Consider the following 21,923-nt stretch of genomic DNA (forward strand, 5'->3'; position numbering starts at 1 on the left):
TGTAACTCCGGAAGTCCCCTGTCTATCGGAGGTACCCCATGACCACCGCCCCACCAGTACCGGCGAAGGCTGCGAAACTCCCTCGTGAGCAGGACCCGCGCAACCCGTTCACCCGGCTGACGAACCTGCTCGACCCGGGCAGCCTGGAGCTGATCACGCCGGACGACCTGTCCGGCATGCTGGCGGTCCGCGGCACCATCGCGGCCGCGCCGGTGATCGCGTTCTGCTCCGACGCCACCGTGATGGGCGGCGCGATGGGCGACGAGGGCTGTGAGGTGGTGGTCAAGGCCTACCAGGTCGCCCGGCAGGAGGAACTGCCGATCATCGGCCTGTGGCACTCCGGTGGCGCCCGGCTGGCCGAAGGCGTGCTCAGCCTGCACGCGGTCGGCCGGATCTTCTACGAGATGACCCAGGCGTCCGGAAAGATCCCGCAGATCTCCGTGGTGCTCGGTCCCGCGGCGGGTGGCGCGGCGTACGGGCCGGCGCTGACGGATGTGGTCATCCTCGGTCCGGAGGGACGGATCTTCGTCACCGGGCCGGACGTGGTCCGCTCGGTCACCGGCGAGGACGTCGACATGTTGCGCCTCGGCGGTCCTGAGCCGCACGGCCGGCGGTCCGGCGTCGTACACATCACCACCGACTCCGAGGCGGCCGCGATCGAGCAGGCCCGGCGGCTCGCGGACCTGTTCGCGAACCAGGGCTCTGTCTCCGATGACGTACCCGACAGCGACCTGTCCGGGTTGCTGCCGGAGTCGGCCAAGCGCGCGTACGACGTCCATCCGCTGGTCGGCGGGGTGCTCGACGAGGAGTCCGGCGTCGAACTGCACCAGCGGTGGGCGCCGAACATCGTCACCACGCTCGGCCGGCTCGGCGGGCGCACGGTCGGCGTGATCGCGAACAACCCGCTCCGGCTCGGTGGCTGCCTCGACGCGTTGAGCGCGGAGAAGGCGTCCCGGTTCGTCCGGATGTGCGACGCGTTCGGCATCCCGATGGTGGTGCTGGTCGACGTGCCGGGGTACCTGCCCGGTGTCGGCCAGGAATGGGACGGCGTCGTACGACGGGGTGCCAAGCTGCTGCACGCGTTTGCCGAGTCGGTGGTGCCCCGGGTCACGCTGGTGACGCGGAAGACGTACGGCGGGGCGTACATCGCCATGAACGCGCGCTCGTTGGGTGCGACCCGGGTGTTCGCCTGGCCGCGAGCCGAGGTGGCCGTGATGGGCGCGATCGCGGCGATCCGGATCCTGCACCGGCGCAAGCTCGCCGAAGTACCGCCGGAACTGCGGCCGCAGGTCGAGGCCGAGCTGGCCGCCGAACACGAGAAGATCGCCGGCGGCATCGAGCGAGCCCGCCAGATCGGCGTCGTCGACGAGGTCGTCGAGCCGGCCAAGACCCGCTCCGCCCTGGCCGCCTCGATCGCCGCCGCCGAGGCAGGCGGCCGAATCCGCGGCCACCACGGCAACATCCCCCTCTGAGCACAAAAGCACGAAGGGCGCGAACCTCGTGAGGTTCGCGCCCTTCAAGTGGTGCGGCCGCTGTTTTGTGACAACCGGGGGTGTCCCGACACCCGGTGGCCCAGCGGCCACGGCCCCTCCCACCCTGGCGAAAAGTCTGACTCTTAGCATCGTGGAAAAGTTCGGCGAAGTCTGCCGAGTTCACGGACTTCTTCAGAACTTCTCAGGTTCGGGTCACACCACCTGGTGCAGCCAACGGACCGGCGCGCCGTCACCGGCGTACCGGAAGGGTTCGAGCTCGTCGTCCCAGGGCCGGCCGAGCAGCCGCTCGACCTCCTCGGTCAGATCCGCCTGGCCGCTCGCGGCCTTGAGCATCGCGGCCTTCAGCCGGTCCTCCGGCACCATGATGTCGCCGTGCACACCGGTGGTCGCGTGGAAGACGCCCAACGTGGGCGTGAAGGAGTACCGCTCGCCCTCGACGCCGTTGCTCGGTTCCTCGGTGACCTCGAACCGCAGCTTCTGCCAACCGCGCAGCGCGGACGCCAGCTTCGCCGCCGTGCCGGCCTCGGCCTGCCACGACAGCTCGGCCCGGTAGCTCCCCTGAGCAGCGGGCTGTGGCGTCCAGTCCAGCTTGACCTGCACGCCAAGGATGCCGCCCGCGGCCCACTCGACATGCGGGCACAACGCTGACGGCACTGTGTGGACGTAAAGAACGCCACGAGTCGTCGCCACCGGGACCTCCTGTACTCGAGGGGCGCCTTCCCCAGCGATCTCAAGTACGAAACCCGAAAGTCCCAACGGCTAGTACATAGTGCACTACGGGGAGGTCGGATACCAGCAACCTGGCCGTGTCAACTACATCACCGTCGTGTCGCGATCGTTCAGGCGGATTCGCGGATCACCAACCGGGTCGGCAGGATCAGCGGGCTCGGGTCGTTACCGGCCATCAGATCCAGCAGCATCCGGGCCATCTCGCGGCCCAGCGAGTTGATCGGCTGGCTGACCGTGGTGAGCGGCGGCGCGGTATGCCGGGCGGTGGCGATGTCGTTGAAGCCGACGATCCCGACCTCCCCGGGCACCGACCGGCCCGACTTGCCGAGCGCGCGCAACGCACCGATGGCCATCTGGTCCGACGCGATGAACACCCCGTCGAGATCGGGGTACCGCTCGAGCAGCTCGTCCATCGCGCGACTGCCGCCGTCCTCGCTGAAGTCCCCGTGCGCGACCCGGCCACCGTCTTGGCCGGCCACCGCCAACGCGTCCTGGAAGCCCTGCAATCTGGCCATCCCTGCGCCTTCGTCGAGTCGCCCGGTGATCGTCGCGATCCGCCTCCGCCCGGTCGCGACGAGGTGTTCCGTGGCCGCTCGTGCGCCGCCACGGTTGTCCGCGTCGACGTAGTACCTCGGCTCGAAGGTCAGCGGGCGGCCACCGAACACGACCGGCACCGACGACTTGTTCGCCAGCGTCGCCAGCGGGTCGTCTCCGTGCAGCGACATCAGCATCACGCCGTCGGCCTGGTGAGTACGCAGCAACTGCTCCAACCGCGCCTGGCCGCGGGTCGACGTCGCCAGCGACAACACCAGCTCCAGGTCGGTCTCCTCCAGCACCGAGCTGATCCCGACCACCACTTCGGCGAAGAACGGATCGGCGAACATCGCCGGGTCCTCCCCCGACATCGCCAGCACGACCGCGCCGACCTGCTGGGTGGCGAGCGCCCGGGCCGTCGCGTTGGGCACGTATCCCAGGTCGTCGACGGCCCGCAGTACGGCCTCGCGCTTGGCCCGGCTGACGTGCGGGGCGTTGTTGATCACCCGGGAGGCCGCGGACCGGGACACGCCGGCCCGCTCGGCGACTTCGTCGAGCGTGACTTGCCGCTTCGGGGTGTCGGTCACCACAGGGTCCTTCTCCTTCGGGTGGATAGAGGGTAGATCACGACCGCACGGCGCCGTCCATGATGCCGCTGATCAACTGCCGGCCGAACAGCACGAACACCACCAGGCGGGGTCAGCGACTGAGCAAAGTGGCGGACGAATACGTTGCAGAGATGCGCGCGCAGGGCTACGCCAACCAGCACGACCACTTCTGGGCCACTCACTCAACCCCGCGTACCCCGAGCCGGCGCCGGGCTCGCTGGCTGGCGGGCCATAATTCCGGCCTCCAGGATCCGAGTTGACTGCACCAAGTCTCTATTATCTGGCGGGGGTCGCCTGGTGATGTGGAGGTCTTGGTTCGTTGGACGAGCTTCGGCAGGAGCTGGCTCGGGCAGCGATGCTCCGAATGTCCTTCATGTCGGCGACAGCTGTCCTGACCGTTAGATGTCCAGGGTGTCGCGCCAGTCCAGGTATGCGATCAGGGTTGCGTCGGCTCGCAGCCGGGCCCAACTGCGTTGATGCAGCTGGGACTTGCGACGGTTGAGTTCGGCGCCGACTCGTTCGGGGCGGCCGTCGGGCGACGAGTGCATCTCGTCCAGTGCGGCGCGGATGATCGTCATGGGGAAGTTGCCTTCGCGCAGGAGACGCACGAGGTGGGCGTCCCTGGCGGCTGCGACGTCGAACACGCGGTAGCCGGTGGCTTGTTCGCGTGAGGGACGGATCAGTCCGGCACGTTCCCAGAAGCGGAGTGTCGACGTGCGAACGCCCAGTAGGTCCGCGAGCTGGCCGATCCGCAACGGCGTGCCCTGCCGCGTCATCTGGTCGAGCGCGGCTGCCATTCGCGGGTCGGCGTCGAGTGGGTGTGTGACGACGACTTCGAATGCTTGCAGGGCCTGCTGAATGCGCTCGCGTTCGCGGTCGACTTGGGCGTGAGCATGATCGATGCAGGCCACAGCTGTCTTCAGGTCACCACGGTGCACGGCCGCCATGATCGTGACGGCATCGTCCCAGCCGTACGCCCCGACCAGCGCCCGGGCCGAGCTCAAGGCCTGACGGTGCGACTCGTCGAACTCCCGGTAGCCCGCGGCAGAGCGCGTGGCCGTCGGCAGCAATCCGGCCTGCTCGTAGTTGCGGACCTGCTGGACCGAGATCCCAGCTTCCCTGGCGAGCACGATCCCTCGCATCGCCCTTGAGGCGCCGTTTGAGGGTTTCCGCACTCGATTCCTCTCCTTCACGCGGCAAACACTCAAATGGTAGATCAACGATAGACTTTAAGCATGGAAATCCCGCCCGAACCACAACCGGCTGTTGCCGTGGACGATCTGTGGATGACCTATCGGGTCCCGGTGCGCGATACCGGATTGATGGCGGCGGCCCGCGCGCTGGTACGGCGGCAGTATCGCGACGTTCACGCCGTCCAGAACGTCACCTTCCAGATCGCGACCGGACAGGTCGTCGGATTCCTCGGCCGCAACGGAGCCGGAAAGACGACCACGATGAAGATCTTGGCCGGCATCCTGCACCCGACCAGTGGCCGAGTTCGCGTCCTTGGACAAGTCCCCTGGCGACGGCACAACCACTATCTCCGCGAGATCGCACTCATCCGCGGTAGTCAGCCGATCGGGGACGCTCCGGAACTCACCGTGCTGGACTCCTTCCGCTACCAGCAGGTCCTCTACGACATCGCCGAATCCCAGTTCAAGCACAATCTGGCCGAGCTGAGCGCACTCCTCGACCTTGACAGCATCCTCCAGCGACAGGTACGCGCGCTGAGCCTCGGTGAGCGGATGCGCGCCGGCCTGGCACTCGCGCTGGTCTACCGCCCGAAGATCCTGTTCCTCGACGAGCCCACCATCGGACTGGACATCTCGGCGGCGAAGGTCGTCAGAACCTTCATCGCCGAGTACTCCGCCCAAACAGGAGCCACGGTGCTGCTGACCAGCCATTCCATGGCCGACGTGGAATCGCTCTGTGCACGGCTGATCCTGGTCGACGACGGAGCGATCGCCTTCGACGGGCCTCGCGACGAGCTCCGCTCGATCTTCGCCCCGACCAAGCTGATCCGAGTCACCGTGGCAGATGACGACGCAGACCTGGCCGGGTGCGGCGACATCCTGCAGCGCGACGGGAATCAGTGGCTGTTGCGCGTGGACCGAGACGCAGCACCGGCAATCACAGCCCGGATTCTCTCCCGCTTCGCCGTCGCCGACCTGTCCGTCGAGGAACCATCGCTGGAAAACGTGATGGACCAGGCCTATCAACGCCTGCGGCGGACGAAGGACGTTACCTCGTGAGCCGGATTCTCCGACTGGTACGGCTCGAGATCTGGCGCCAGGTCATCGCATGGTCGGGTGCCTGGTGGTTCCTCGTCACGTTGATCATCGGACAAGCTGTGGCGCCACTGCTGGGACTCTTCGTCTGGTTCCACGTCCCCGGCGCCGGCGCCCAGGTTGGCAGCTACTACCTCGCCGTGATCTGTGTGGCACTGATGACGGCCTCCTTCGAAAACCACACGTTCGCGCAGTCGATCTACAGCGGTGACATCGCCGCCGCACTCCTGCGACCTCAGCCGCCTGTCATCGGCCCGCTCGGCGAGAACCTGGCAATTCGCCTCTGGATGCTCCTGCTCGGGATACCACTGATCACGCTGGTCGGAGTGTCCGTCGGCGCGAGCTTCTCACCACTCGCGATTCTGGCCGCAGTGCCGGCCCTCACCGTCGCAGCAGCCTTGCGCTTCTTGTTCGTCTGGACTCTGGCCATGGCCGCGTTCTGGACCGAGCGAGTCCACGCCGTGGTCGCCTTCGGCGGAGTACTGATCATCCTGCTCGGTGGTTCCGCAGCCCCGAACGCACTGCTCCCCGATCCCCTTCGGACCATCGCTCAGATCCTGCCCTTCCGGTCAATGCTCGGCTTTCCCGCCGAGCTGGCGGCCGGCACGCTGGCACCCGCCGACGCAGCCGCGGGGTACGCGATCTCGGCGTTCTGGACAGCCGCGCTGGGCTGTTGCGCCGTCGGCACCTGGCGCCTCGGCATCCGCCGCTACACCACAGTGGGGGCCTGATGAGAATCGCCCGACTTCTCGGTACGGCGTTCTCGCTCTCGCTGCGGCGAGCCCTGGCCTACCGGATCAACCTGTTGTTCGACGCGCTCCTGGCCCTCGTGGAGCTGACCGCATCGATCGCTATCATCGGCATCATCTTCACCCAGACAGGCCTACTCGCCGGCTGGTCCCAAGGACAAATGCTGGCCCTGATCGGCACCTACGCGCTGATCACCGGCCTCCGAGCGACCTTCCTCGACCCCAGCCTCTCTGACCTCTCCCAACAGATCCGAGACGGCCGACTCGACACCTACCTGCTCCAACCAGCGACCACCGTGCTGCTCGCCACCAGTACCCGGCACGCACCCCTCGCCCTCGTGCAAAGCATCCTCGGGATCGGGGTGATCATCCTCGGACTGCATGAGCTGGCCATCATCCCGTCACCTCTAGCTGTGGGCGGCTGGATCTTGCTCACGCTGATCGGACTGCTGATCGGCTGGGCAACGTCGGTCGCACTCGCATCCCTGGCCTTCTGGGCCCCTCGGCTCAGCCTCGGAGTATTGCATAGTGCCGCCTGGGAACTCGGCCGATACCCGGTCGACATCTACGGACGCTGGCTCCAGCGACTACTCACTTTCGCGTTCCCCGTAGCCGCAATCACAACCTGGCCCGCCCAAACCCTCACCCGAGGCGCAGACCCCAGCATTCTGATCGCAGCCATCCTCCTTGGGTTCGCGTTCACTGCCGGAACCATGCTCCTGTGGCGGACAGGGGTACTGCGCTATACCGGTGCCACCTCGTAGGTACCCCGCGCGACTGCTGCACTCGCCCGGCCGGACTGCTAGGCCCGCGGCTCGGGCAGATTGAGGACAGCGGCCGCCAGGGACTCAAGCGCTGCCGCGCCTTCGGCAGGGTCGCGTGTGGCCCAGTACGTGGCTTCGAGTCCCTGGACCTCGAGGTCCATGCCGAAACGTTCGTACCACTGCGGTAGGTACTTAGGGAATGGTGGATAGCGACCCTCGGAGAGGAACCACGCGGTGTAGATGAGCTTGTGGAGTTGAACCGCAAGGTTCGCGTGGAGCCATCTGTTCTCTCGCTCGGCTGCCCGACGTAGCTCTTTGACGAAGCCGGGCGCCGCGGCTTCGAGCTGGCGCCGCACCTTCGTGACGAGCGGGGGCGCGGGAGTCTGGACTCGCGAGCGGTGCTCAGTTCCCAGGCCGGTTGGATCGAGCAACAGCTCAGACTCGGCTAGGCCGGCGGCGACATAGATCGGCAGCGGCCAAGCTGTACCTTCCCAGCCGTCGCCTTGCTCGAGTTCGCTCATCCAATCCTCGAACGTGTGGCAAGGAACGTGCATGAGATCCACGTCGTAGCCATCGAAGCGCGCCTGCTCCAACACCAGCCGTCCGTGCGAGGTGAGCTTCGACTGTCCGGGCAACGTTGACGCAGTGGGGACGTCCTCGTCCCAGATGAGGATGAGGTCGAGGTCGGAATCGTCGGTCAGGCCCGTGATCACCGATCCCTGGCCGTACATCCAGCTGAGATTGTCGGTGTCGGCGCGGCGGAAGTGGTCGACCAGGCGCTCCACGGCCAACGCAGCAGACGGTCGGCCTAGCGATGATCCTTGCATGGCCAGAGACTACGGAATCAGCTCGGAATCTCCACCCCACGACAATCACGAGACTTGACTAGTGCAGAGAATCCCGTTGCCGAACGCAACCTTCAGGGCTGCGCACCGGCCACCCGCTACCTCGACGCGATCGGTTCCTACTCCACCAACGAGGTCGCGGTGAACTGGAACTCCGCCCTCGCCTGGATCACCGCCTTCGCCGACTCCGCCGCGCCTCGAGGCTGACCACGCCTGGCAGCTCGGCCTACGGGAAGCGGGAGGCGAGGGCTACGGAGGCGCCGGCGGCCATCAGGGTGAGGAGCATGGCGATACCGGCGAAGCGGGCGGTGATCTCCTTGTCGACGGTGTCGTAGCCGACCGAGGAACCGATGTTCTCGTACACCTCTTTGATCTCATCGGCCGACTCCGCCGTATACGACTGACCACCGGTGATCTCCGCGACCGCCTTCAAATCCGCCCGATCCGGCGGCACCCGCTGCCGGATCCCGTCCATCTCGATGAACCCCGAATCAGTACCGAACGCCACCGTATACACCGGCACCTCCTTCTCCTTCGCCGCCTGCGCACCCTCCTGCGCCGTCCGCCCCACCGTCCGCTTCCCATCCGACATCAACACAATCCGCGCCGGCGCCGGCTCATCAGGATGCTCCGGATCCGGCGGCACCTGCGTCAACGCCTGCAACGACGTGAAAATCGCCTCCCCCGTCGCCGTCGACTCCGCCAACTCCAACCCATCGATCGACCGCAACACCGTCGCCCGATCAATCGTCGGCGGCACCACAATGCTCGCCGTCCCCGCGAACGACACCAACGAAATATTGAACTTCGCCGGCAAACTCGTCACGAACCGCTTCGCCGCGACCTTCACCGCCTCAAGGCGGTTCGGATCCACATCAGTGGCCATCATCGACAACGACACATCGATCGTCACCACAATCGTGGCCCGCTCCCGCGGCACCTTCACCTCATCCTTCGGCTGCGCGAACGCGACGATGCACGCCATCGCGCCGAGCAGGCCGAGTACGACGGCCACATGCCGGCGCCACTGTGGCTGCCGCGGCGCGACCCTGTCCAGCAACGCGACGTTGGTGAACCGCAGCGCGTACTGCGATCGGCGCCGCTGCAGGAAGATGTACGCCGCGACGACGACCGGGATGAGCAGCAGGAACCACAGCCGGCCGGGCGACAGGAACTCCATCAGCGGGCCACTCCCTTGGGCGGTTGGTGCAGCCTCGGGGCCACTCGCCGATAGGCAAGGACGAACCGCACGGTATCGGCGACCCAGTCACGGTCGGTTCGCAGTACAAGGTGTCCCGCACCTACTCGGCGCAGGGCTACCCTGGTCCGCTCTCGCTGCGCCAGCGCGGCCGCGGCGTACTCCTCGCGGACCCGGCGCTTGCGGGTGTCGAGCTCGCGGACCGCGCCGGTCTCCGGGTCGCCGATCAGGACGACGCCGATGTTCGGCAGCTCCAGCTCGCGCGGGTCGACGATCTCCACCGCGAGCACCTGGTGCTGGGCGGTCAGCTTGCGCATCGCCCGCTCCCAGGACGGTTCCAGCCGGCTGTCGACCTCGCCGTCCTCGGGGGTGAGGAAGTCGGACACGATCACCCGCAGCCCCCGCTTGCGCTGGGTCCGGGCCATCGACTCCAGCGCGCTGGCGAGATCGCTGCGGGCTTGGTGTTCGCCGTGGTCCTGCTCGGCCAGCAACGCACGCAGCAGACCGTAGAGCGCGAGTCGGCCGGACCGCGCGGGCCAGCGCCGCAACGCCGAATCCCGCAGCATCAACCCGCCGAACCGGTCGCCCAGCCGGTGGGTGAGGAACCCGACCGTCGCGACCGCGGCGACCGCCAGCTCCCGCTTCTCCAGCTGCGAGGTGCCGAAGTCCATCGAGGCGGACAGGTCGACCAGGGCCCACGTCTCCAGCTCCCGGTCGGCGATCAGGTCGCGGACGTGCGGCACCGTCGTACGGGCGGTGACGGCCCAGTCCATCCGGCGGACGTCGTCGCCGACCTGGTACTCGCGGGCCTCGGCCAGCTCGGTCCCGGGGCCGGGCAGCAGGCCGAGGTGCTCGCCGTGCAGGTACCCCTCCAGGCGGCGGACCACGGTCAGCTCGAGCCGGCGCAGCGCGCGCTCGGGAGCGAGCTGCGAGATCGTCATCGCAGCCCGTGGGTCAGGTCGGTTGGCCATCGGGATCAGTCTTCCCCGGCCGAAACTCGAGCGCCCGGCACTAGAGCTCCGACACGGGACACTAGACGAACTCCGGCCGGCCTGAGCCGTCGGTGCCGTCGCGCCAGACCGGCTGCGGCGGCGGGACCGTGGCCAGGATCCGCTCGACCACTGCGCGCGGGTCGATGTTGTCCGCGACCGCGTCGAAGGTCAGCCCGATCCGGTGCCCCATCACGTCGAGCGCGACGGTCTGGATGTCGCTCGGCAGCAGGTAGTCGCGCCCGTGGATCAGCGCCAGCGCCCGGCCGGCCGCGATCAGGCCGAGAGTCGCCCGCGGGCTGACGCCGAGCTCGATGATCGGCTCCAGGTCGGGCAGGTGGAAGTCCGTCGGCGTCCGGGTCGCCATCACCAGCCGGACGGCGTACTCCGCGACCAGGTTGTGCACGAACACCTGCTCGGCCGAGCGCTGCAGCTCCATGATCGTCTCGGGCTTCAGCACCTGACGCGGCTGCGGCGGGTCCACGCTCATCCGGCGCAGGATCTCGAACTCCTCGTGCCCGCGCGGGTGCGGTACGTCGATCTTGACCAGGAACCGGTCCCGCTGCGCCTCCGGCAACGGGTACACGCCCTCGGACTCGATCGGGTTCTGGGTCGCGATCACGATGAACGGCTTCGGCATCGGGAAGGTCTGGCCGCCGATCGACACCTGCCGCTCGGCCATCAGCTCCAGCATCGCCGACTGCACCTTGGCCGGCGCCCGGTTCACCTCGTCGGCCAGCACGAAGTTCACGAACGTCGGGCCCAGCTCGATGTCGAACGCCTCCCGGGTCTGCCGGTAGATCCGGGTCCCGACGATGTCGGACGGCACCAGGTCCGGGGTGAACTGGATCCGGGCGAACGAGCCACCGACCACCGAGGCGAAGGTCCGCACCGCCAGCGTCTTGGCCACCCCCGGAACGCCCTCGAGCAGGCAGTGCCCCTTGGCGAGCAGCGACACCATCAGCGTCTCGACCATGTGCTCCTGGCCGACAATCACCCGTTTGACCTCGGTGATGGCCTCGCTGACCAGGTGAGACTGCTGGGCCACTGACCCTGCCGGCACCGTGGTTTCGGTCATGCCTGTCCTTCCGGGGTCCACACGGACCTTGTGCTGTCGGGAACACCCGACATTCCATCAGATCCCCGGGTCCGCGCACGCCATGCCCCACCCGGTCCCCACCCATCCTCCCCGACTGTTCAAATTCCTTCCCCACCCCACCACCCCGGTCTGGTCAAGTTCGTTCCCCACCCGTACGCCGTACGCCGGCTAACCCGAGCACCCCACCCGCCCCGTACGCCGTACGCGACCCCACCCACCTCGAGCGCCTCACCCACCCCGTACGCCGTACGCGACCCCACCCACCTCGAGCGCCTCACCCACCCCGTACGCCGTATGCGATCCCACCGACCTCGAGCGCCTCACCCACCCCGTACGCCGTATGCGATCCCACCGACCTTGAGCACCCACCAGCCACGAATTCGGCCGACCGCCGCCCGACCGGTGCCCAAAGCCAGCCCCTCCGGCCACCTTGGGCACCGGCGGGGCACGAATTCGGCCGATCGGCGGCTGGTGGGTGCTCAAGGTGGGGGCGGGGTGGGTTCGGGCGGGTGAAGGGAGCGGGGTTCGGGCGGGGTGGTGGGTTCGGGCGGGTGAAGCGGGCGGGGGTGGGGTGGGTTCGGGGGGCGTTGGGGAGTGGGGTTCGGGCGACAGTGTTACCGGTGGTGTGGTGGGATTGGTGGTGATGACCGCGACCGATTCCCAGTCCGCCGCACCGGCCGCCGCGCCGCCGGCCGCTCCTGTAGAGAGCGCGCCCGCGCGGCTGATCCCGGATGCGTTGCCGCTGTTGCCGGAGGATCCGCCGCGCGTCGGCGACTTCTGGCTCCGCGGCCGGCTCGGCGCGAACGCCGCCGGTTACCTGTACGCCGCCGCCGACGAGACCGGTAACGGCGCGGTCGTCGCGATGATGACGGAGGGGTCCGCCGACGACGCCGCCGCCCGGGACCGGTTCGTCACCGCGGTCGACGAGCTCCCCACAGCCGCGGTCCTCGCGCACAACGACTCCGATGACGACGATCTCGCCCTCTGGGTCGCGCTCGGCCCGGTCCGCGAGGACGACGGCTCCAGCTCGGCCACCGACGAACGCCTGATCGCCGAACGCCGGGGCGAGGAGGTCCTGTCCGCCGTACTGATGGACCGGGTCCCGCACCTCGGCCGGTTCCGCGGCCCCGATTTCCTGCACTACTGGGAGAACCGTCGCCGCCCCGGTCTGTTCCGGATCTGGCCCCTCCCCTGGCCCGCCGCACTCCGTCCCGCGTCCCGCCTGGCGTTGATCCTGTCCCTGCTGGCGATGGCCCTGATCATGGCGATCGCCGTCCTGATCGCGTGGCTCCTGTTCCGCAACGCCCCCGAGGTCGACCCCGGCCCGGTGATCCCCGACCCCAATGGCACCGCCACTGTCACGGTCACGCCAACCACCCCGCCGCCGCCGACCACCCCGACGACAGGTCCCGGTACGCCGACCGCGACCACCCCGAGCGGTACGCCGACGGGCGGCACCACGACCGGGCCCTTCCCGACCACCTCACCCGGCGGCACGCCACCCACCCCCGGCGACCCAGGCGACCGTTTCTAGCTCGGGCGGGGTTCTGGGTTGTGACGGCGCAGGGCCAGTAAGCCCAGCAGGCTGACGATCGCCCAGGTGCCTTCGAGGAGCAGGAAGCCCCAGGACTGTTCGGCGGCGGCGATGGCGGCGAGGGCGGCGGAGCCGAGCAGGTTGAGGACTTGGTAGGTGTAGGTCCGCTGCTGAAGGCGGCCGGCCTGGGCGGCGGCGAAGGCGATCAGGATGGTGATCGCGCCAAGGATTTCGAGGGCGTCGACTACGTGCATCTCTGCTGCCCCTCCTGGGGCTGGCGTCGTCTTTGCGTCGACCGGGTACGGCGCCGTCTCGTCCGGGACCCACCAGGAGATCGGTGGAGCCTCACCTCAGGATAGCTCGGCCTCCCGCCAGAGCCCGGCGGGCACGGGTTGGCGGACCAGGGCCGCATCCGCCCGGATCTCGGCAGGGCTGGCCGCGCCGATCAGGACCGACGTCACCGCCGGATGCAGGCTGGGGAACGCGAGCGCGACCTGCGGCAGCGAGACGCCGTACCGCTCGCAGACCCCGGCGATCCGGCGTGCCCGGATCACATCGGGCTCGGATGGTTGTTTGGACCGATCGGTCCAGAGCACCTCGGGCGTGAGCACCCCCGACACGATCGCCGCCACTCCCCTCGCCTCACATCGCGCCATCAACGGTTCGCCAGAACGGTCGAGCAACGAGTAATGCCCGCCGCCCAGTACGACGGCATCGAGCTCGACGTCCCGGACGAAGTGGTCCAGCGCCTTCCAATCGTTGCCCGCGGCCCCGATCGCGGCGACCACCCCCTCCGCACGCAGCTCCAGCAGCGCCGCGTAGACGTCGAGTGCGGACCGCTCACCCGGACTCAGGATGAACACCAGATCGATCGACGGGACCCGCAACCGACCAAGGCTCGCGGTCAGCGACTCACGCACGTTCGCGGCCGACAACTCCCCACCGACCTTCGTCGCAAGCACGAACTCCCCACGTGGGTGCCCGGCGAGCGCCGTACCGAACCGCACCTCACCGCGACCGTCTGCATCCCCAGGCGCAGTCGCGAAGAAGCGGATGCCGGCCCGGTACGCCGCTTCGATGGTTGCCGTCGCGGTCACATCACCGTCGGCGGTCGCGGGCAGCTCGCCGATCGACGAACCGCCCAGCCCGAACCGGGGCGGCCGAAACCGCTGCACGAGACGCGGCGAGAGCAATCGGCTGGGAGCGGTCATCGGCCCACACCTCCCTGGTCGGCCACTACCAGGATGATCGCTCCGCGACCACTTCGCATCTCGACTGCTACACGAGGCTGGGGCGGGATCGGTTGCGATCCCGCCCCAGGTCGGTGTCAGGAGATCTTGGGTGCCCAGCCCAGGCCGCTGGGGTTGCCGGTTCGCGCACGGTGACGTTGGCCGACGACCAGATGACAGACTGCGCGCCGGTGGCGACAACGACCAGGCGGAGCTCGTTCTCCTGCGCCATCACGAGCGTCGTTCCGTCGGGGCTCCAGGCCAGCGTCCGCTGCCCCAGGATGCGCCGTCGACGTACGTCCCGCCGACCAGCGTCGCATCATTGTTGCCAACAGCATCTTCCGTCATACCGTCCAGCGGACCGGTGCATGACGTTTACCCGGCCCGAACTCAGGCGAACGGCACCTTGAGCCAGGCCGGATCACCCGCCGGCGAGCTGAAGCTGACTGTGGTACCGATGCTGCTGCGGCTGAGGTACCGCGGATCGACCGTGTCGACGACCAGGACCAGCCGATGTCCCGCCGGCACCTGCCAACTCGTCCCCTCCAACTGGATGTCCAGCGGGATCGCCTGACCAGGTGTCGCATCGCGCAACGTGTACGGCTTGTGGGTAACGAGCGACCCGATGCCCAGCGCGTCCACGTCGTACAGGTAGGCGAACAGGGATGTGTCCGGTCCGGTCGGCTTGACGGTCACGTGCAGCCGCGGCGCCCCGTTGATCAGTGCGCCGTCGCTGTAGACCGGCCCCGACCACACGCCCGCGAACGAGCGATCCACCAGCGGCGTCGCGACACCGGTCGGTATCGACAACTGTCCTTGCAGGAAGCCCGACACCAGAACAACCCCGCTGTCGGCGATCGTCGGAATCCCAGCTCCGATCGTGTTACTCCACCCGGTCGCCGCCTGGGATTGCAGCGCACCCGTGCGAGACAACCCCGGCTTGCCCAGGTACGCCGTACTGGGTGAGCCCACGGCGGCCCAGTTCGAGTAGCCGCGCCAGACGCCGCGCTGGTCCTTCAGTTGTACGGTCGCTCCCCCGGCGTGGCCGTCGCCGGTGAGGTAGAAACGCAACCAGGGCACGAGTTTGTCCCAGGTCTCGTTCGGCAGGCCGACCGCACCGGTCGCGTCCGGAGTCGCATGGTCGCCGTGGACGAGCAGGAGCCGCTTCGGACCGGTCAGCTTGGTGAAGAAGTCGGTGTACTGGACCGGCGGGAACAGCGAGTCCTCGAAGGCGTTCGCGAGGAACACGGCCGGGCGGTTGGCGTTGATCCGGTCGACCACGGTCGCCGCCGAACGGATCGGCGCGAGTTGTCTCGCCTCCGCGATCACGCCGTCGTAGTCGCCGGCCACGAACTTGGTCTGCAACGACTGCATCTCGGGTCCGGGCCGCCCGGTGATGTTGCCTGCGGCAAGCAGTAACGCGACAGCCTGCAAAGCCACCGTATCGTTGGGATTCAGCGAGTTGATCAGGTCGGCCCAGCCGCTCAACGCACCGACCGCCTTGATCCGCGGATCCTGGGCGCTCGCGAGCAGCGCAGTACCGGCGCCGTACGAGATCCCGACGGCGGCGACCTTGTCCGTGTCGGCCGGCGTGTGCTCGCCTGCCCAGTCGATCACCCTGCTCACGTCCGCGATCGTGGGCGGCCCGGCGATGTCGATCCCGCCGCCGGAATCCCAGAACCCGCGACTCGAGTACGAGATCACCTGGAACCCGGCCGTCGCCAGTTTCGCGCCCTGACCGACGTACTCGACGTTCGGCAGGCCCCAACTCGACGGCATCACCACGAGCGGGAACGGCCCATCGCCCTGCCCCGTCGGGGTGAGCACCACCGCGCCGATCTCGATCCCACCCGCACCGGGGATGCGCTGGTACGACGTACTGAAGCCGGGCGCGGCCTGAACGGGCGCTGGGGCGACACCGGTGATCGCCAGAACCACGGCCAGGATCAGGGCGAATCTGCGCATCTGGACACCTCCGGGGCTTCGGATTACCGAAGAGTAACCACGAAGTTACCGGTGTGTCACTAGTTGGGCACGGCGAGTCAGAAGGCGTCTACGCCGGTCGCCTCGACCGACCAGGCCCACAACCGCCTGGCGAGCTCGGGATCGCGCGCGGGACCGGCCGGGCGGACGATCTTGGGCGCGCCGCGGAACTCGAAGAACCCCCGTCCGACGTACGAACCGGACGGCAGGGCGGGCAGCGTCGCGGCGTACAGGCTCGGCCAGGCACCGGCGGCGGCCGACTGGGCGACGAGTCTGTTGATGCCGCCCCACATGCGCGCTTCGAAGGCGTTGCCGGCCAGCTCGGGACCATGCGTCTGCAGATGTGTCGAGGCGTAGCCGGGATGCGCGCCGACGCTGACCAGCGGGGATCGGGCGGCCTTGGCGCGCCGGTCGAGCTCGGCCATGAAGAGCAGGTTGGCGAGCTTGGACTTGCTGTACGCCTCCCACTTCCGGTAGCCCTTCGCCGCCCGGAAATCGCCCTGATCCAAGCCGCGGACCGTCTTGTGCATGAACGAGCTGACCGTCACCACCCGAGGCTCCGGCGCCTTCTCGAGCAACGGCATCAGCCGCGCGGTCAGGGCGAAGTGGCCAAGATGGTTGGTACCCAACTGGAGCTCGAAACCCTGCGCCGTCGCCAGGTACGGCGTTGCCATCACGTCGGCGTTGTTGACCAGGAGGTCCAGCCGATCGTGGTTCTCGGCCACGGTCTTGGCCGCCTTCTCGACACTGTCCAGATCGGCGAGATCGAGGTCGACGACCTCCGGTCTCGGCCCGGCAGCGGCGAGCTCATCAGCCACGGTCGCCGCCTTCACGGGATTGCGGGCGGCGATGAGAACCTCCGCGCCGTGCTTGAGAAGCTCGAGAGCGGTCTGGTAACCGAGCCCACTGGTCGCGCCGGTGACCAGTGCTCGACGTCCGGTCAGGTCAGGGATGTCCGCAGTCCTCCAGGTCATGCGCCCACAGTAGTCGCGGGCGCACAGGTCATAGTCGTCCGCCAGCACCGCCAGCGCTGCCACTGCCCGCGCCGCCACCGCGCGCGCTGCCACTGCCCGCGCCACCACCGCCGGCCCTGCCACTGCCCGCGCTGCCACTGCCCGCGCTGCCACTGCCCGCGCTGCCACTGCCCGCGCTGCCACTGCCGGCGCCGCCGGCCAGTAGGCGGATCACGCTCGGCAGCACGGCGACACCGACGTCGGGGTCGATGGCCCGCTGCACGCCGAGGCCGACACCGAGACTGAGCAACGCGGTCGCGCAATCCGCAGCCGGCATCGGCAACTCGATACCGAACTCCTCCGCGTGCTCGACCAGCAACACCGTCACCGCGTCCCGGATCTGCGCATTGCGCTCAGCAAGCTCCCGCCGTACGACGTCGTCCTGGCGGGCCCGGGTCGCGAACTCCACCTCGAACACCGTCCACGCCTGATCCCCGATCGTCGACTCCGCCCACCGCTGGAACGCGATCAGCATGTCTTCCAGCGTCTCGGCGCCATCCAGCGCGGCCGCCATCCGATGCGCCTGGTCGGCCCGGATCGCGTCGACGACGGCCAGGCAGAGCTCGTCCTTGTTGCGAAAGTTCGAGTAGACCGCTCCCTTGGAGTAGCCGGCCTCGTCCGCGACCTTCTCCAGCGAGGTGGCCGCGTATCCGTCCCGCAGGAACAGCTCGGTCGCGGTATGCACCAGGGTCTCGCGGGTCCGCGCCTGGCTCTCGGTCCGTCTCATCCTCGGCATGGCCGGAACTCTAATGCTCACGGTCTTCCAATGCTCACGGTCTTCACATCCTCACGGTATCCGAATACCCTCGGTTTCTGAATGATCCGAACAGCTGGAGGTCTGGGTATGGATGTGGTGATCGTCGGAGCCGGCGCGTCCGGTCTGGGTGCCGCGATCCGGCTGCTGCAGGCCGGGATCACGGACTTCGCCGTGCTCGAGAAGTCGTCCGCCCTGGGTGGGACCTGGCGGGACAACACGTATCCGGGGTGCGCGTGTGATGTCCCGTCGGCGTTGTACTCGTACTCGTTCGCGCCGAATCCGTCCTGGACCCGTGCGTTCGCGGGGCAGGCGGAGATCCGGTCGTATCTGGAGGACACGGCCCGGCGGTACGGCGTACCGGAGTACGTGCGCTTCGGGGTCGAGCTGCTGCGGGCGTCGTGGGAGCCTTCGGCGCAACGGTGGATCATCGAGACGAGTGATGGCGTTCTCGAGGCGCGAGTTTTGATCACGGCAACTGGGCCTTGGCACGAGCCGGTGATTCCTTCGTTGCCCGGTTTGGAGTCATTCGACGGGCCGGTGTTCCACTCGTCGCGTTGGGATCATTCGGTCGACCTTCGGGGCCGGCGGGTTGCGGTGGTGGGGTCCGGCGCTTCGGCTGTGCAGTTCCTGCCGGCTCTTCAGCCGATTGTCGACTCGCTACATCTCTTCCAACGCACCGCGCAATGGGTGTTACCCAAGCCGGACCACTACGTGCCAGCCGCCGAACGCTGGCTGATGCGGACGTTCCCAGGTACACAACAAGCGTTACGTACCTTGGAGTACTACGGGATGGAGGCGCTCGGGATCGGCTTCCGGCGTCCCGGGGTGATGCGTTTCCTCGAACGGATCGGGCGATGGCACCTGCACCGATCGGTCCGTGATCCGGGATTGCGGGCGACCCTGACTCCGCAGTACACGCTTGGCTGCAAACGACTTCTGCTGTCCAACGACTACTACCCAGCGGTTGCCCAGAGCAACGTCTCGGTCCACCCGACGGGGGTTTCTGAGATTCGCGGTACGACGGTCATCGGGACGGACGGATCGGTTGCGGAGGTGGATGTGGTTGTCCTCGGCACCGGATTCCGGATCCTCGATCTGCCGCTGGCGACGCAGGTGTTCGACGGATCGGGACGGAGTCTGCAGGATCACGGGAAGGGGAGTCCGCGGGCGTATCTCGGCACCACGGTGGCCGGGTTCCCGAACTTCTTCGCGCTGCTGGGACCGAGTCTCGGTACGGGGCACACGTCCGCGTTCATGATCCTGGAGGCACAGCTTTCGCACACGCTCAGCGCGATCGAGGCGCTGCTGGGGAATGGGTGGTCGAGTATCGACGTACTGCCCGCGGTCCAGGACGCGTACAACTCTGAGCTCCAGGCGGCCCTGCGTTCCACCGTCTACGAGACCGGTGGGTGCGCCAGCTACTACCGGGATGTGAATGGCCGGAACAGCTTCAACTGGCCTTGGTCGACACGTCGCCTCCGCACCCAGGTGAGCCGTTTCGACCCGTCGGCGTACGCAGTCTCGCAAGCCGTGGAGGTGCCCTGATGTACCCGAAAATCGACCTGTCCACAGCCGTCGTGATCATCACCGGCGGCGCCCGCGGAATCGGCCAAGCCACGGCGCAGGCCTTCGCCGCCCGAGGCGCCACCGTCTACACAGGCGACCTGCCCGAGACCCCCAACCAGCCCGGCGCGACGGCGATCCGGGCGCGGCCGCTGGATGTCACCTCGCGGGACTCCTTCGCCACCTTCGCCGACGGCGTGATCGCCGAGTCCGGCCGCATCGACGTACTGGTGAACAATGCCGGCGTGATGGCGCTCGGCCGATTCCTGGACGAGCCGGACGCGATCAGCCGCGCGACCCTCGACGTCAACGTCTGGGGCCTGATCAACGGCATGCGCCTGGTCCTGCCCGGCATGATTGCCCAGGGCAAGGGACATGTGGTGAACCTCGCCTCGATGGCCGGCAAGATCCCCTTCCCCGGCATGGCGGTCTACAACGCATCGAAGTACGCGGCGGTCGGCCTGTCAGCCGCAGTACGGCGTGAACTCCACGGCACCGGAGTCAGCGTCAGCGCCGTACTCCCCAGCGCCGTTCGGACGTCACTGTCATCCGGCGTACGCCTAGGCGGAATCATGCCCACGGTCGACCCCTCGGACGTGGCCGCCGCGGTGATCCGCACCTGCCGGACCCGGCGTGCCGAGACCCCCGTCCCCGGCTTCCTCGCCGGCTGGGATCTCCTCGACGGACTGATCCCCGAACCCTTGATGGCCCTCGGTCGACGTCTGGCCGGTGACGACCGCGCCCTGACCGTCGACCACGCCGCCCGAGCGCAGTACGAGGCCCGTCTGACCGCCTTTACGCGACCAGAATAGCGGACAGAAATTGGCCACTTCTATCCCTACCGTTGATCCCGACCCTAGGAGAGGATCAGCCATGTCGAAGTTGAGCCTGCGCGCCCTGAATCGAGCCACCCTGGTCCGCCAATGGCTCGTCGAACGCCGGCCGGCGACCGCCCTCGAAGCGATCGAACACCTCGTCGGCATGCAGGCCCAGGTCCCCCTCTCGCCGTACGTCGGCCTCTGGTCCCGGCTGACCGACTTCAAACCTGACGAGCTGGCCGGCCTGATCGAGAACCGGCAGGCGGTCCGCGGTTCGATGATGCGGGCCACCATCCACCTGATGTCCAGCCGCGACTTCCTCGCCATCCGCCCCCTCGTCCAGCCTTGCCTCGACCGCGAGATCTACCAGAACCAGACCCTCGGCCGACACCGCCTCGACGGCCTGGACATCCCTGCGGTCTTAGCAGCCGGAACCGACCTGATGGCCGCCGGCCCGAAGACCGCCGCCCAACTCCGCAAGGGCCTCGCCCCACTCTTCCCCAACCACGAACCCGCCACCCTCGCCCACGCCGTACGCTCCCTGCTCCCCACCATCCAGGTCCCACCCCGCGGCGTCTGGGGCAAGGGCGGCAACCCCACCATGTCCACCGCCGACCTATGGCTGGGCGCTCCCCTGTCCCCCAACCCCTCGATCGACGACCTGGTACTCCGCTACCTCGCCGCCTTCGGCCCCGCCTCAGTCGCCGACATCCAGGCCTGGTCCGGCCTGACCCGCCTCACCGAAATTGTCGAGCGCCTCCACTCCTCCCTCCGCACCTACACCGACGCCACCACCGGCCGCACCCTCTACGACCTGGCCACCATCACCCTCCCCGACGAAGACCTCCCCGTCCCCACCCGCTTCCTCCCCGAATACGACAACCTCCTCCTCTCCCACGCCGACCGAACCCGCTTCCTCCCTGACCCCACCCGCCGAGCCCTAACCCTCACCGAAACCCTCACCCGAGGCTCAATCCTCCACAACGCCCACCCCACCGCCTTCTGGAAACTAACCCGCCAAGCCAAATCAACCACCACCCTCGAAATCCAGCCCACAACCACCCTCACCAACCAAGCCAAATCCGCTATCGAATCAGAAGCCCAGAACCTACTGACCTTCACATCCCCCGACGCATCCCACGAGCTCCGATTCATCACCTGACCTCGCCTGAACGCACGAACAGCCCGACCCAGGGGGCCGAGCTGATCGCTCTCGCGCTTACGTGCGCCGAATCTGCAACAGCAGAGCCAACGTCGCAGCCACGAGCGGCAAAAGCCCCGGATAGAACACCGTCATGGCAGCGACCACGATGAGAACAACCTGAGCGGTCTGCCGAAGCAAACCAGTCAGCGTCACCATCAACGAGGTCAAGGCAACCAAGTTGGCGTTCCAACGCGCGACTCTCTTTACGAAAGACGTGCGCTTACGACGGGTGTTAGTGGCAACCATAGGATCGAGCTCCTGTGGACAGGTGAAAGATCGCCAAGGTTGCACCAACAACCACGTGGCGAATCGATCACAAAGTGAACGAAAGCACCACGTGGTACTTCTGTCTGTGCTGACAGCTTACCAATCCGGCAGTCGTCTCGACGATCGCTCGTTCACAGAGCGTCAACACATGCAGGCCCCGGTCGAGTATTATCGGCGCGTCAGCCGAGGTGCACCAACACCGTCGACGCTGATGAGACCGCGGCGCATTCAACGGATCGAGCTCCGTGCGCCGCGGTCT

22 protein-coding genes and 1 riboswitch are annotated in these 21,923 nt (G+C 67.8%); of the genes, 9 read left to right on the plus strand and 13 right to left on the minus strand.

All coding sequences use genetic code 11. The features are described 5' to 3' along the window. The first annotated feature begins 38 nt into the window (after positions 1–38). Complete coding sequence (locus EV643_RS27750) at positions 39–1,472, plus strand: acyl-CoA carboxylase subunit beta (protein ID WP_133803099.1); 1,434 nt, start codon at positions 39–41, stop codon at positions 1,470–1,472. 213 nt (positions 1,473–1,685) lie between these two features. Here EV643_RS27750 and EV643_RS27755 read toward each other — a convergent pair whose 3' ends face one another. The 3 genes from EV643_RS27755 to EV643_RS27765 all read right to left on the minus strand — a co-directional run bounded on the left by EV643_RS27755 (position 1,686) and on the right by EV643_RS27765 (position 4,539). Then, on the minus strand, positions 1,686–2,183 hold the full coding sequence (locus EV643_RS27755; RefSeq protein ID WP_133803100.1) for a DUF3145 domain-containing protein: 498 nt from the start codon (positions 2,181–2,183) through the stop codon (positions 1,686–1,688). Positions 2,184–2,332: 149 nt separating this feature from the next. Further along, the gene (locus EV643_RS27760; protein WP_238165845.1) at positions 2,333–3,343 is read right to left on the minus strand and encodes a LacI family DNA-binding transcriptional regulator; all 1,011 of its coding nucleotides are present in this window, start codon (positions 3,341–3,343) and stop codon (positions 2,333–2,335) included. Positions 3,344–3,762: 419 nt separating this feature from the next. Continuing rightward, entirely contained in the window at positions 3,763–4,539 is a 777-nt protein-coding gene (locus EV643_RS27765) for a MerR family DNA-binding transcriptional regulator (RefSeq protein ID WP_133803102.1), read from the minus strand. Positions 4,540–4,599: 60 nt separating this feature from the next. On the opposite strand from EV643_RS27765, the gene EV643_RS27770 reads away from it, so the two are divergent. Genes EV643_RS27770 through EV643_RS27780 form a run of 3 tightly spaced genes read left to right on the plus strand, consistent with a single transcriptional unit; the run spans position 4,600 to position 7,165 of the window. Further along, positions 4,600–5,616 carry an ABC transporter ATP-binding protein gene (locus EV643_RS27770; RefSeq protein WP_133803103.1) on the plus strand — a complete coding sequence of 339 codons (1,017 nt, stop codon included), beginning with the start codon at positions 4,600–4,602 and terminating at the stop codon, positions 5,614–5,616. Next, entirely contained in the window at positions 5,613–6,383 is a 771-nt protein-coding gene (locus EV643_RS27775; RefSeq protein WP_133803104.1) for an ABC-2 family transporter protein, read from the plus strand. The genes EV643_RS27770 and EV643_RS27775 overlap by 4 nt, the downstream gene beginning before the upstream one ends. Further along, positions 6,383–7,165 carry an ABC transporter permease gene (locus EV643_RS27780; RefSeq protein ID WP_133803105.1) on the plus strand — a complete coding sequence of 261 codons (783 nt, stop codon included), beginning with the start codon at positions 6,383–6,385 and terminating at the stop codon, positions 7,163–7,165. Before EV643_RS27775 ends, EV643_RS27780 begins: the two co-directional genes overlap by 1 nt. Positions 7,166–7,203: 38 nt before the next feature. Here EV643_RS27780 and EV643_RS27785 read toward each other — a convergent pair whose 3' ends face one another. Beyond that, positions 7,204–7,950 (minus strand): hypothetical protein, encoded by a 747-nt coding sequence (locus tag EV643_RS27785; protein ID WP_133803106.1) that lies wholly within the window; start codon positions 7,948–7,950, stop codon positions 7,204–7,206. Between the two features lie 96 nt (positions 7,951–8,046). On the opposite strand from EV643_RS27785, the gene EV643_RS27790 reads away from it, so the two are divergent. Then, a complete protein-coding gene (locus EV643_RS27790; RefSeq protein ID WP_202869786.1) occupies positions 8,047–8,217 on the plus strand; it encodes a glycoside hydrolase family 9 protein in 171 nt (56 codons plus the stop codon). A gap of 19 nt (positions 8,218–8,236) precedes the next feature. On the opposite strand, the gene EV643_RS27795 is transcribed toward EV643_RS27790, so the two are convergent. The 3 genes from EV643_RS27795 to EV643_RS27805 form a co-directional block, all read right to left on the minus strand. After that, positions 8,237–9,190, minus strand: a complete 954-nt coding sequence (locus EV643_RS27795) for a VWA domain-containing protein (protein WP_133803108.1) — start codon at positions 9,188–9,190, stop codon at positions 8,237–8,239. Next, a complete protein-coding gene (locus tag EV643_RS27800; protein WP_238165846.1) occupies positions 9,190–10,179 on the minus strand; it encodes a DUF58 domain-containing protein in 990 nt (329 codons plus the stop codon). The genes EV643_RS27795 and EV643_RS27800 overlap by 1 nt, the downstream gene beginning before the upstream one ends. A gap of 61 nt (positions 10,180–10,240) precedes the next feature. Further along, positions 10,241–11,275, minus strand: coding sequence for an AAA family ATPase (locus EV643_RS27805; protein ID WP_133803109.1), 1,035 nt, complete (start codon positions 11,273–11,275; stop codon positions 10,241–10,243). Positions 11,276–11,939: 664 nt separating this feature from the next. Between EV643_RS27805 and EV643_RS27810 the strand changes: the two genes are divergently transcribed. Continuing rightward, positions 11,940–12,830 carry a hypothetical protein gene (locus EV643_RS27810; protein WP_133803110.1) on the plus strand — a complete coding sequence of 297 codons (891 nt, stop codon included), beginning with the start codon at positions 11,940–11,942 and terminating at the stop codon, positions 12,828–12,830. Here EV643_RS27810 and EV643_RS27815 read toward each other — a convergent pair. The 5 genes from EV643_RS27815 to EV643_RS27835 all read right to left on the minus strand — a co-directional run bounded on the left by EV643_RS27815 (position 12,827) and on the right by EV643_RS27835 (position 17,791). After that, a complete protein-coding gene (locus EV643_RS27815) occupies positions 12,827–13,084 on the minus strand; it encodes a CBU_0592 family membrane protein (RefSeq protein WP_133803111.1) in 258 nt (85 codons plus the stop codon). The genes EV643_RS27810 and EV643_RS27815 overlap by 4 nt on opposite strands. Positions 13,085–13,104: 20 nt before the next feature. Next, positions 13,105–13,177: riboswitch (guanidine-III (ykkC-III) riboswitch) on the minus strand. A 3-nt stretch (positions 13,178–13,180) separates the two neighbouring features. Next, the gene (locus EV643_RS27820; RefSeq protein WP_133803112.1) at positions 13,181–14,041 is read right to left on the minus strand and encodes an aldo/keto reductase; all 861 of its coding nucleotides are present in this window, start codon (positions 14,039–14,041) and stop codon (positions 13,181–13,183) included. Positions 14,042–14,449: 408 nt separating this feature from the next. Next, entirely contained in the window at positions 14,450–16,024 is a 1,575-nt protein-coding gene (locus EV643_RS27825; protein WP_133803113.1) for an alpha/beta fold hydrolase, read from the minus strand. Between the two features lie 77 nt (positions 16,025–16,101). Next, positions 16,102–17,016 (minus strand): oxidoreductase, encoded by a 915-nt coding sequence (locus tag EV643_RS27830; RefSeq protein ID WP_133803114.1) that lies wholly within the window; start codon positions 17,014–17,016, stop codon positions 16,102–16,104. A 28-nt stretch (positions 17,017–17,044) separates the two neighbouring features. After that, positions 17,045–17,791: a TetR/AcrR family transcriptional regulator gene (locus EV643_RS27835; protein ID WP_133803115.1), complete on the minus strand. Its 747-nt coding sequence runs from the start codon at positions 17,789–17,791 to the stop codon at positions 17,045–17,047. Between the two features lie 108 nt (positions 17,792–17,899). On the opposite strand from EV643_RS27835, the gene EV643_RS27840 reads away from it, so the two are divergent. From EV643_RS27840 to EV643_RS27850, 3 genes are all read left to right on the plus strand, one after another. Then, positions 17,900–19,357: a flavin-containing monooxygenase gene (locus EV643_RS27840; RefSeq protein ID WP_133803116.1), complete on the plus strand. Its 1,458-nt coding sequence runs from the start codon at positions 17,900–17,902 to the stop codon at positions 19,355–19,357. After that, positions 19,357–20,187 (plus strand): SDR family oxidoreductase, encoded by an 831-nt coding sequence (locus tag EV643_RS27845; RefSeq protein ID WP_133803117.1) that lies wholly within the window; start codon positions 19,357–19,359, stop codon positions 20,185–20,187. The genes EV643_RS27840 and EV643_RS27845 overlap by 1 nt, the downstream gene beginning before the upstream one ends. Before the next feature lie 61 nt (positions 20,188–20,248). Then, positions 20,249–21,355 (plus strand): winged helix DNA-binding domain-containing protein, encoded by a 1,107-nt coding sequence (locus EV643_RS27850; protein WP_133803118.1) that lies wholly within the window; start codon positions 20,249–20,251, stop codon positions 21,353–21,355. A gap of 57 nt (positions 21,356–21,412) precedes the next feature. Here EV643_RS27850 and EV643_RS27855 read toward each other — a convergent pair whose 3' ends face one another. Next, complete coding sequence (locus EV643_RS27855) at positions 21,413–21,643, minus strand: hypothetical protein (protein WP_133803119.1); 231 nt, start codon at positions 21,641–21,643, stop codon at positions 21,413–21,415. Positions 21,644–21,923 lie beyond the last annotated feature (280 nt).

Source organism: Kribbella caucasensis (genome assembly GCF_004361855.1).
Lineage (GTDB): Bacteria > Actinomycetota > Actinomycetes > Propionibacteriales > Kribbellaceae > Kribbella > Kribbella caucasensis.

Coding starts and splice junctions, on each gene's coding strand:
- EV643_RS27750 (WP_133803099.1), top strand. CDS start 39: ATGACCACCGCCCCACCAGTACCGGCGAAGGCTGCGAAACTCCCTCGT.
- EV643_RS27770 (WP_133803103.1), top strand. CDS start 4,600: ATGGAAATCCCGCCCGAACCACAACCGGCTGTTGCCGTGGACGATCTG.
- EV643_RS27780 (WP_133803105.1), top strand. CDS start 6,383: ATGAGAATCGCCCGACTTCTCGGTACGGCGTTCTCGCTCTCGCTGCGG.
- EV643_RS27795 (WP_133803108.1), bottom strand. CDS start 9,190: ATGGAGTTCCTGTCGCCCGGCCGGCTGTGGTTCCTGCTGCTCATCCCG.
- EV643_RS27800 (WP_238165846.1), bottom strand. CDS start 10,179: ATGGCCAACCGACCTGACCCACGGGCTGCGATGACGATCTCGCAGCTC.
- EV643_RS27805 (WP_133803109.1), bottom strand. CDS start 11,275: ATGACCGAAACCACGGTGCCGGCAGGGTCAGTGGCCCAGCAGTCTCAC.
- EV643_RS27810 (WP_133803110.1), top strand. CDS start 11,940: ATGACCGCGACCGATTCCCAGTCCGCCGCACCGGCCGCCGCGCCGCCG.
- EV643_RS27815 (WP_133803111.1), bottom strand. CDS start 13,084: ATGCACGTAGTCGACGCCCTCGAAATCCTTGGCGCGATCACCATCCTG.
- EV643_RS27820 (WP_133803112.1), bottom strand. CDS start 14,041: ATGACCGCTCCCAGCCGATTGCTCTCGCCGCGTCTCGTGCAGCGGTTT.
- EV643_RS27825 (WP_133803113.1), bottom strand. CDS start 16,024: ATGCGCAGATTCGCCCTGATCCTGGCCGTGGTTCTGGCGATCACCGGT.
- EV643_RS27830 (WP_133803114.1), bottom strand. CDS start 17,016: ATGACCTGGAGGACTGCGGACATCCCTGACCTGACCGGACGTCGAGCA.
- EV643_RS27835 (WP_133803115.1), bottom strand. CDS start 17,791: ATGCCGAGGATGAGACGGACCGAGAGCCAGGCGCGGACCCGCGAGACC.
- EV643_RS27840 (WP_133803116.1), top strand. CDS start 17,900: ATGGATGTGGTGATCGTCGGAGCCGGCGCGTCCGGTCTGGGTGCCGCG.
- EV643_RS27845 (WP_133803117.1), top strand. CDS start 19,357: ATGTACCCGAAAATCGACCTGTCCACAGCCGTCGTGATCATCACCGGC.
- EV643_RS27850 (WP_133803118.1), top strand. CDS start 20,249: ATGTCGAAGTTGAGCCTGCGCGCCCTGAATCGAGCCACCCTGGTCCGC.
- EV643_RS27855 (WP_133803119.1), bottom strand. CDS start 21,643: ATGGTTGCCACTAACACCCGTCGTAAGCGCACGTCTTTCGTAAAGAGA.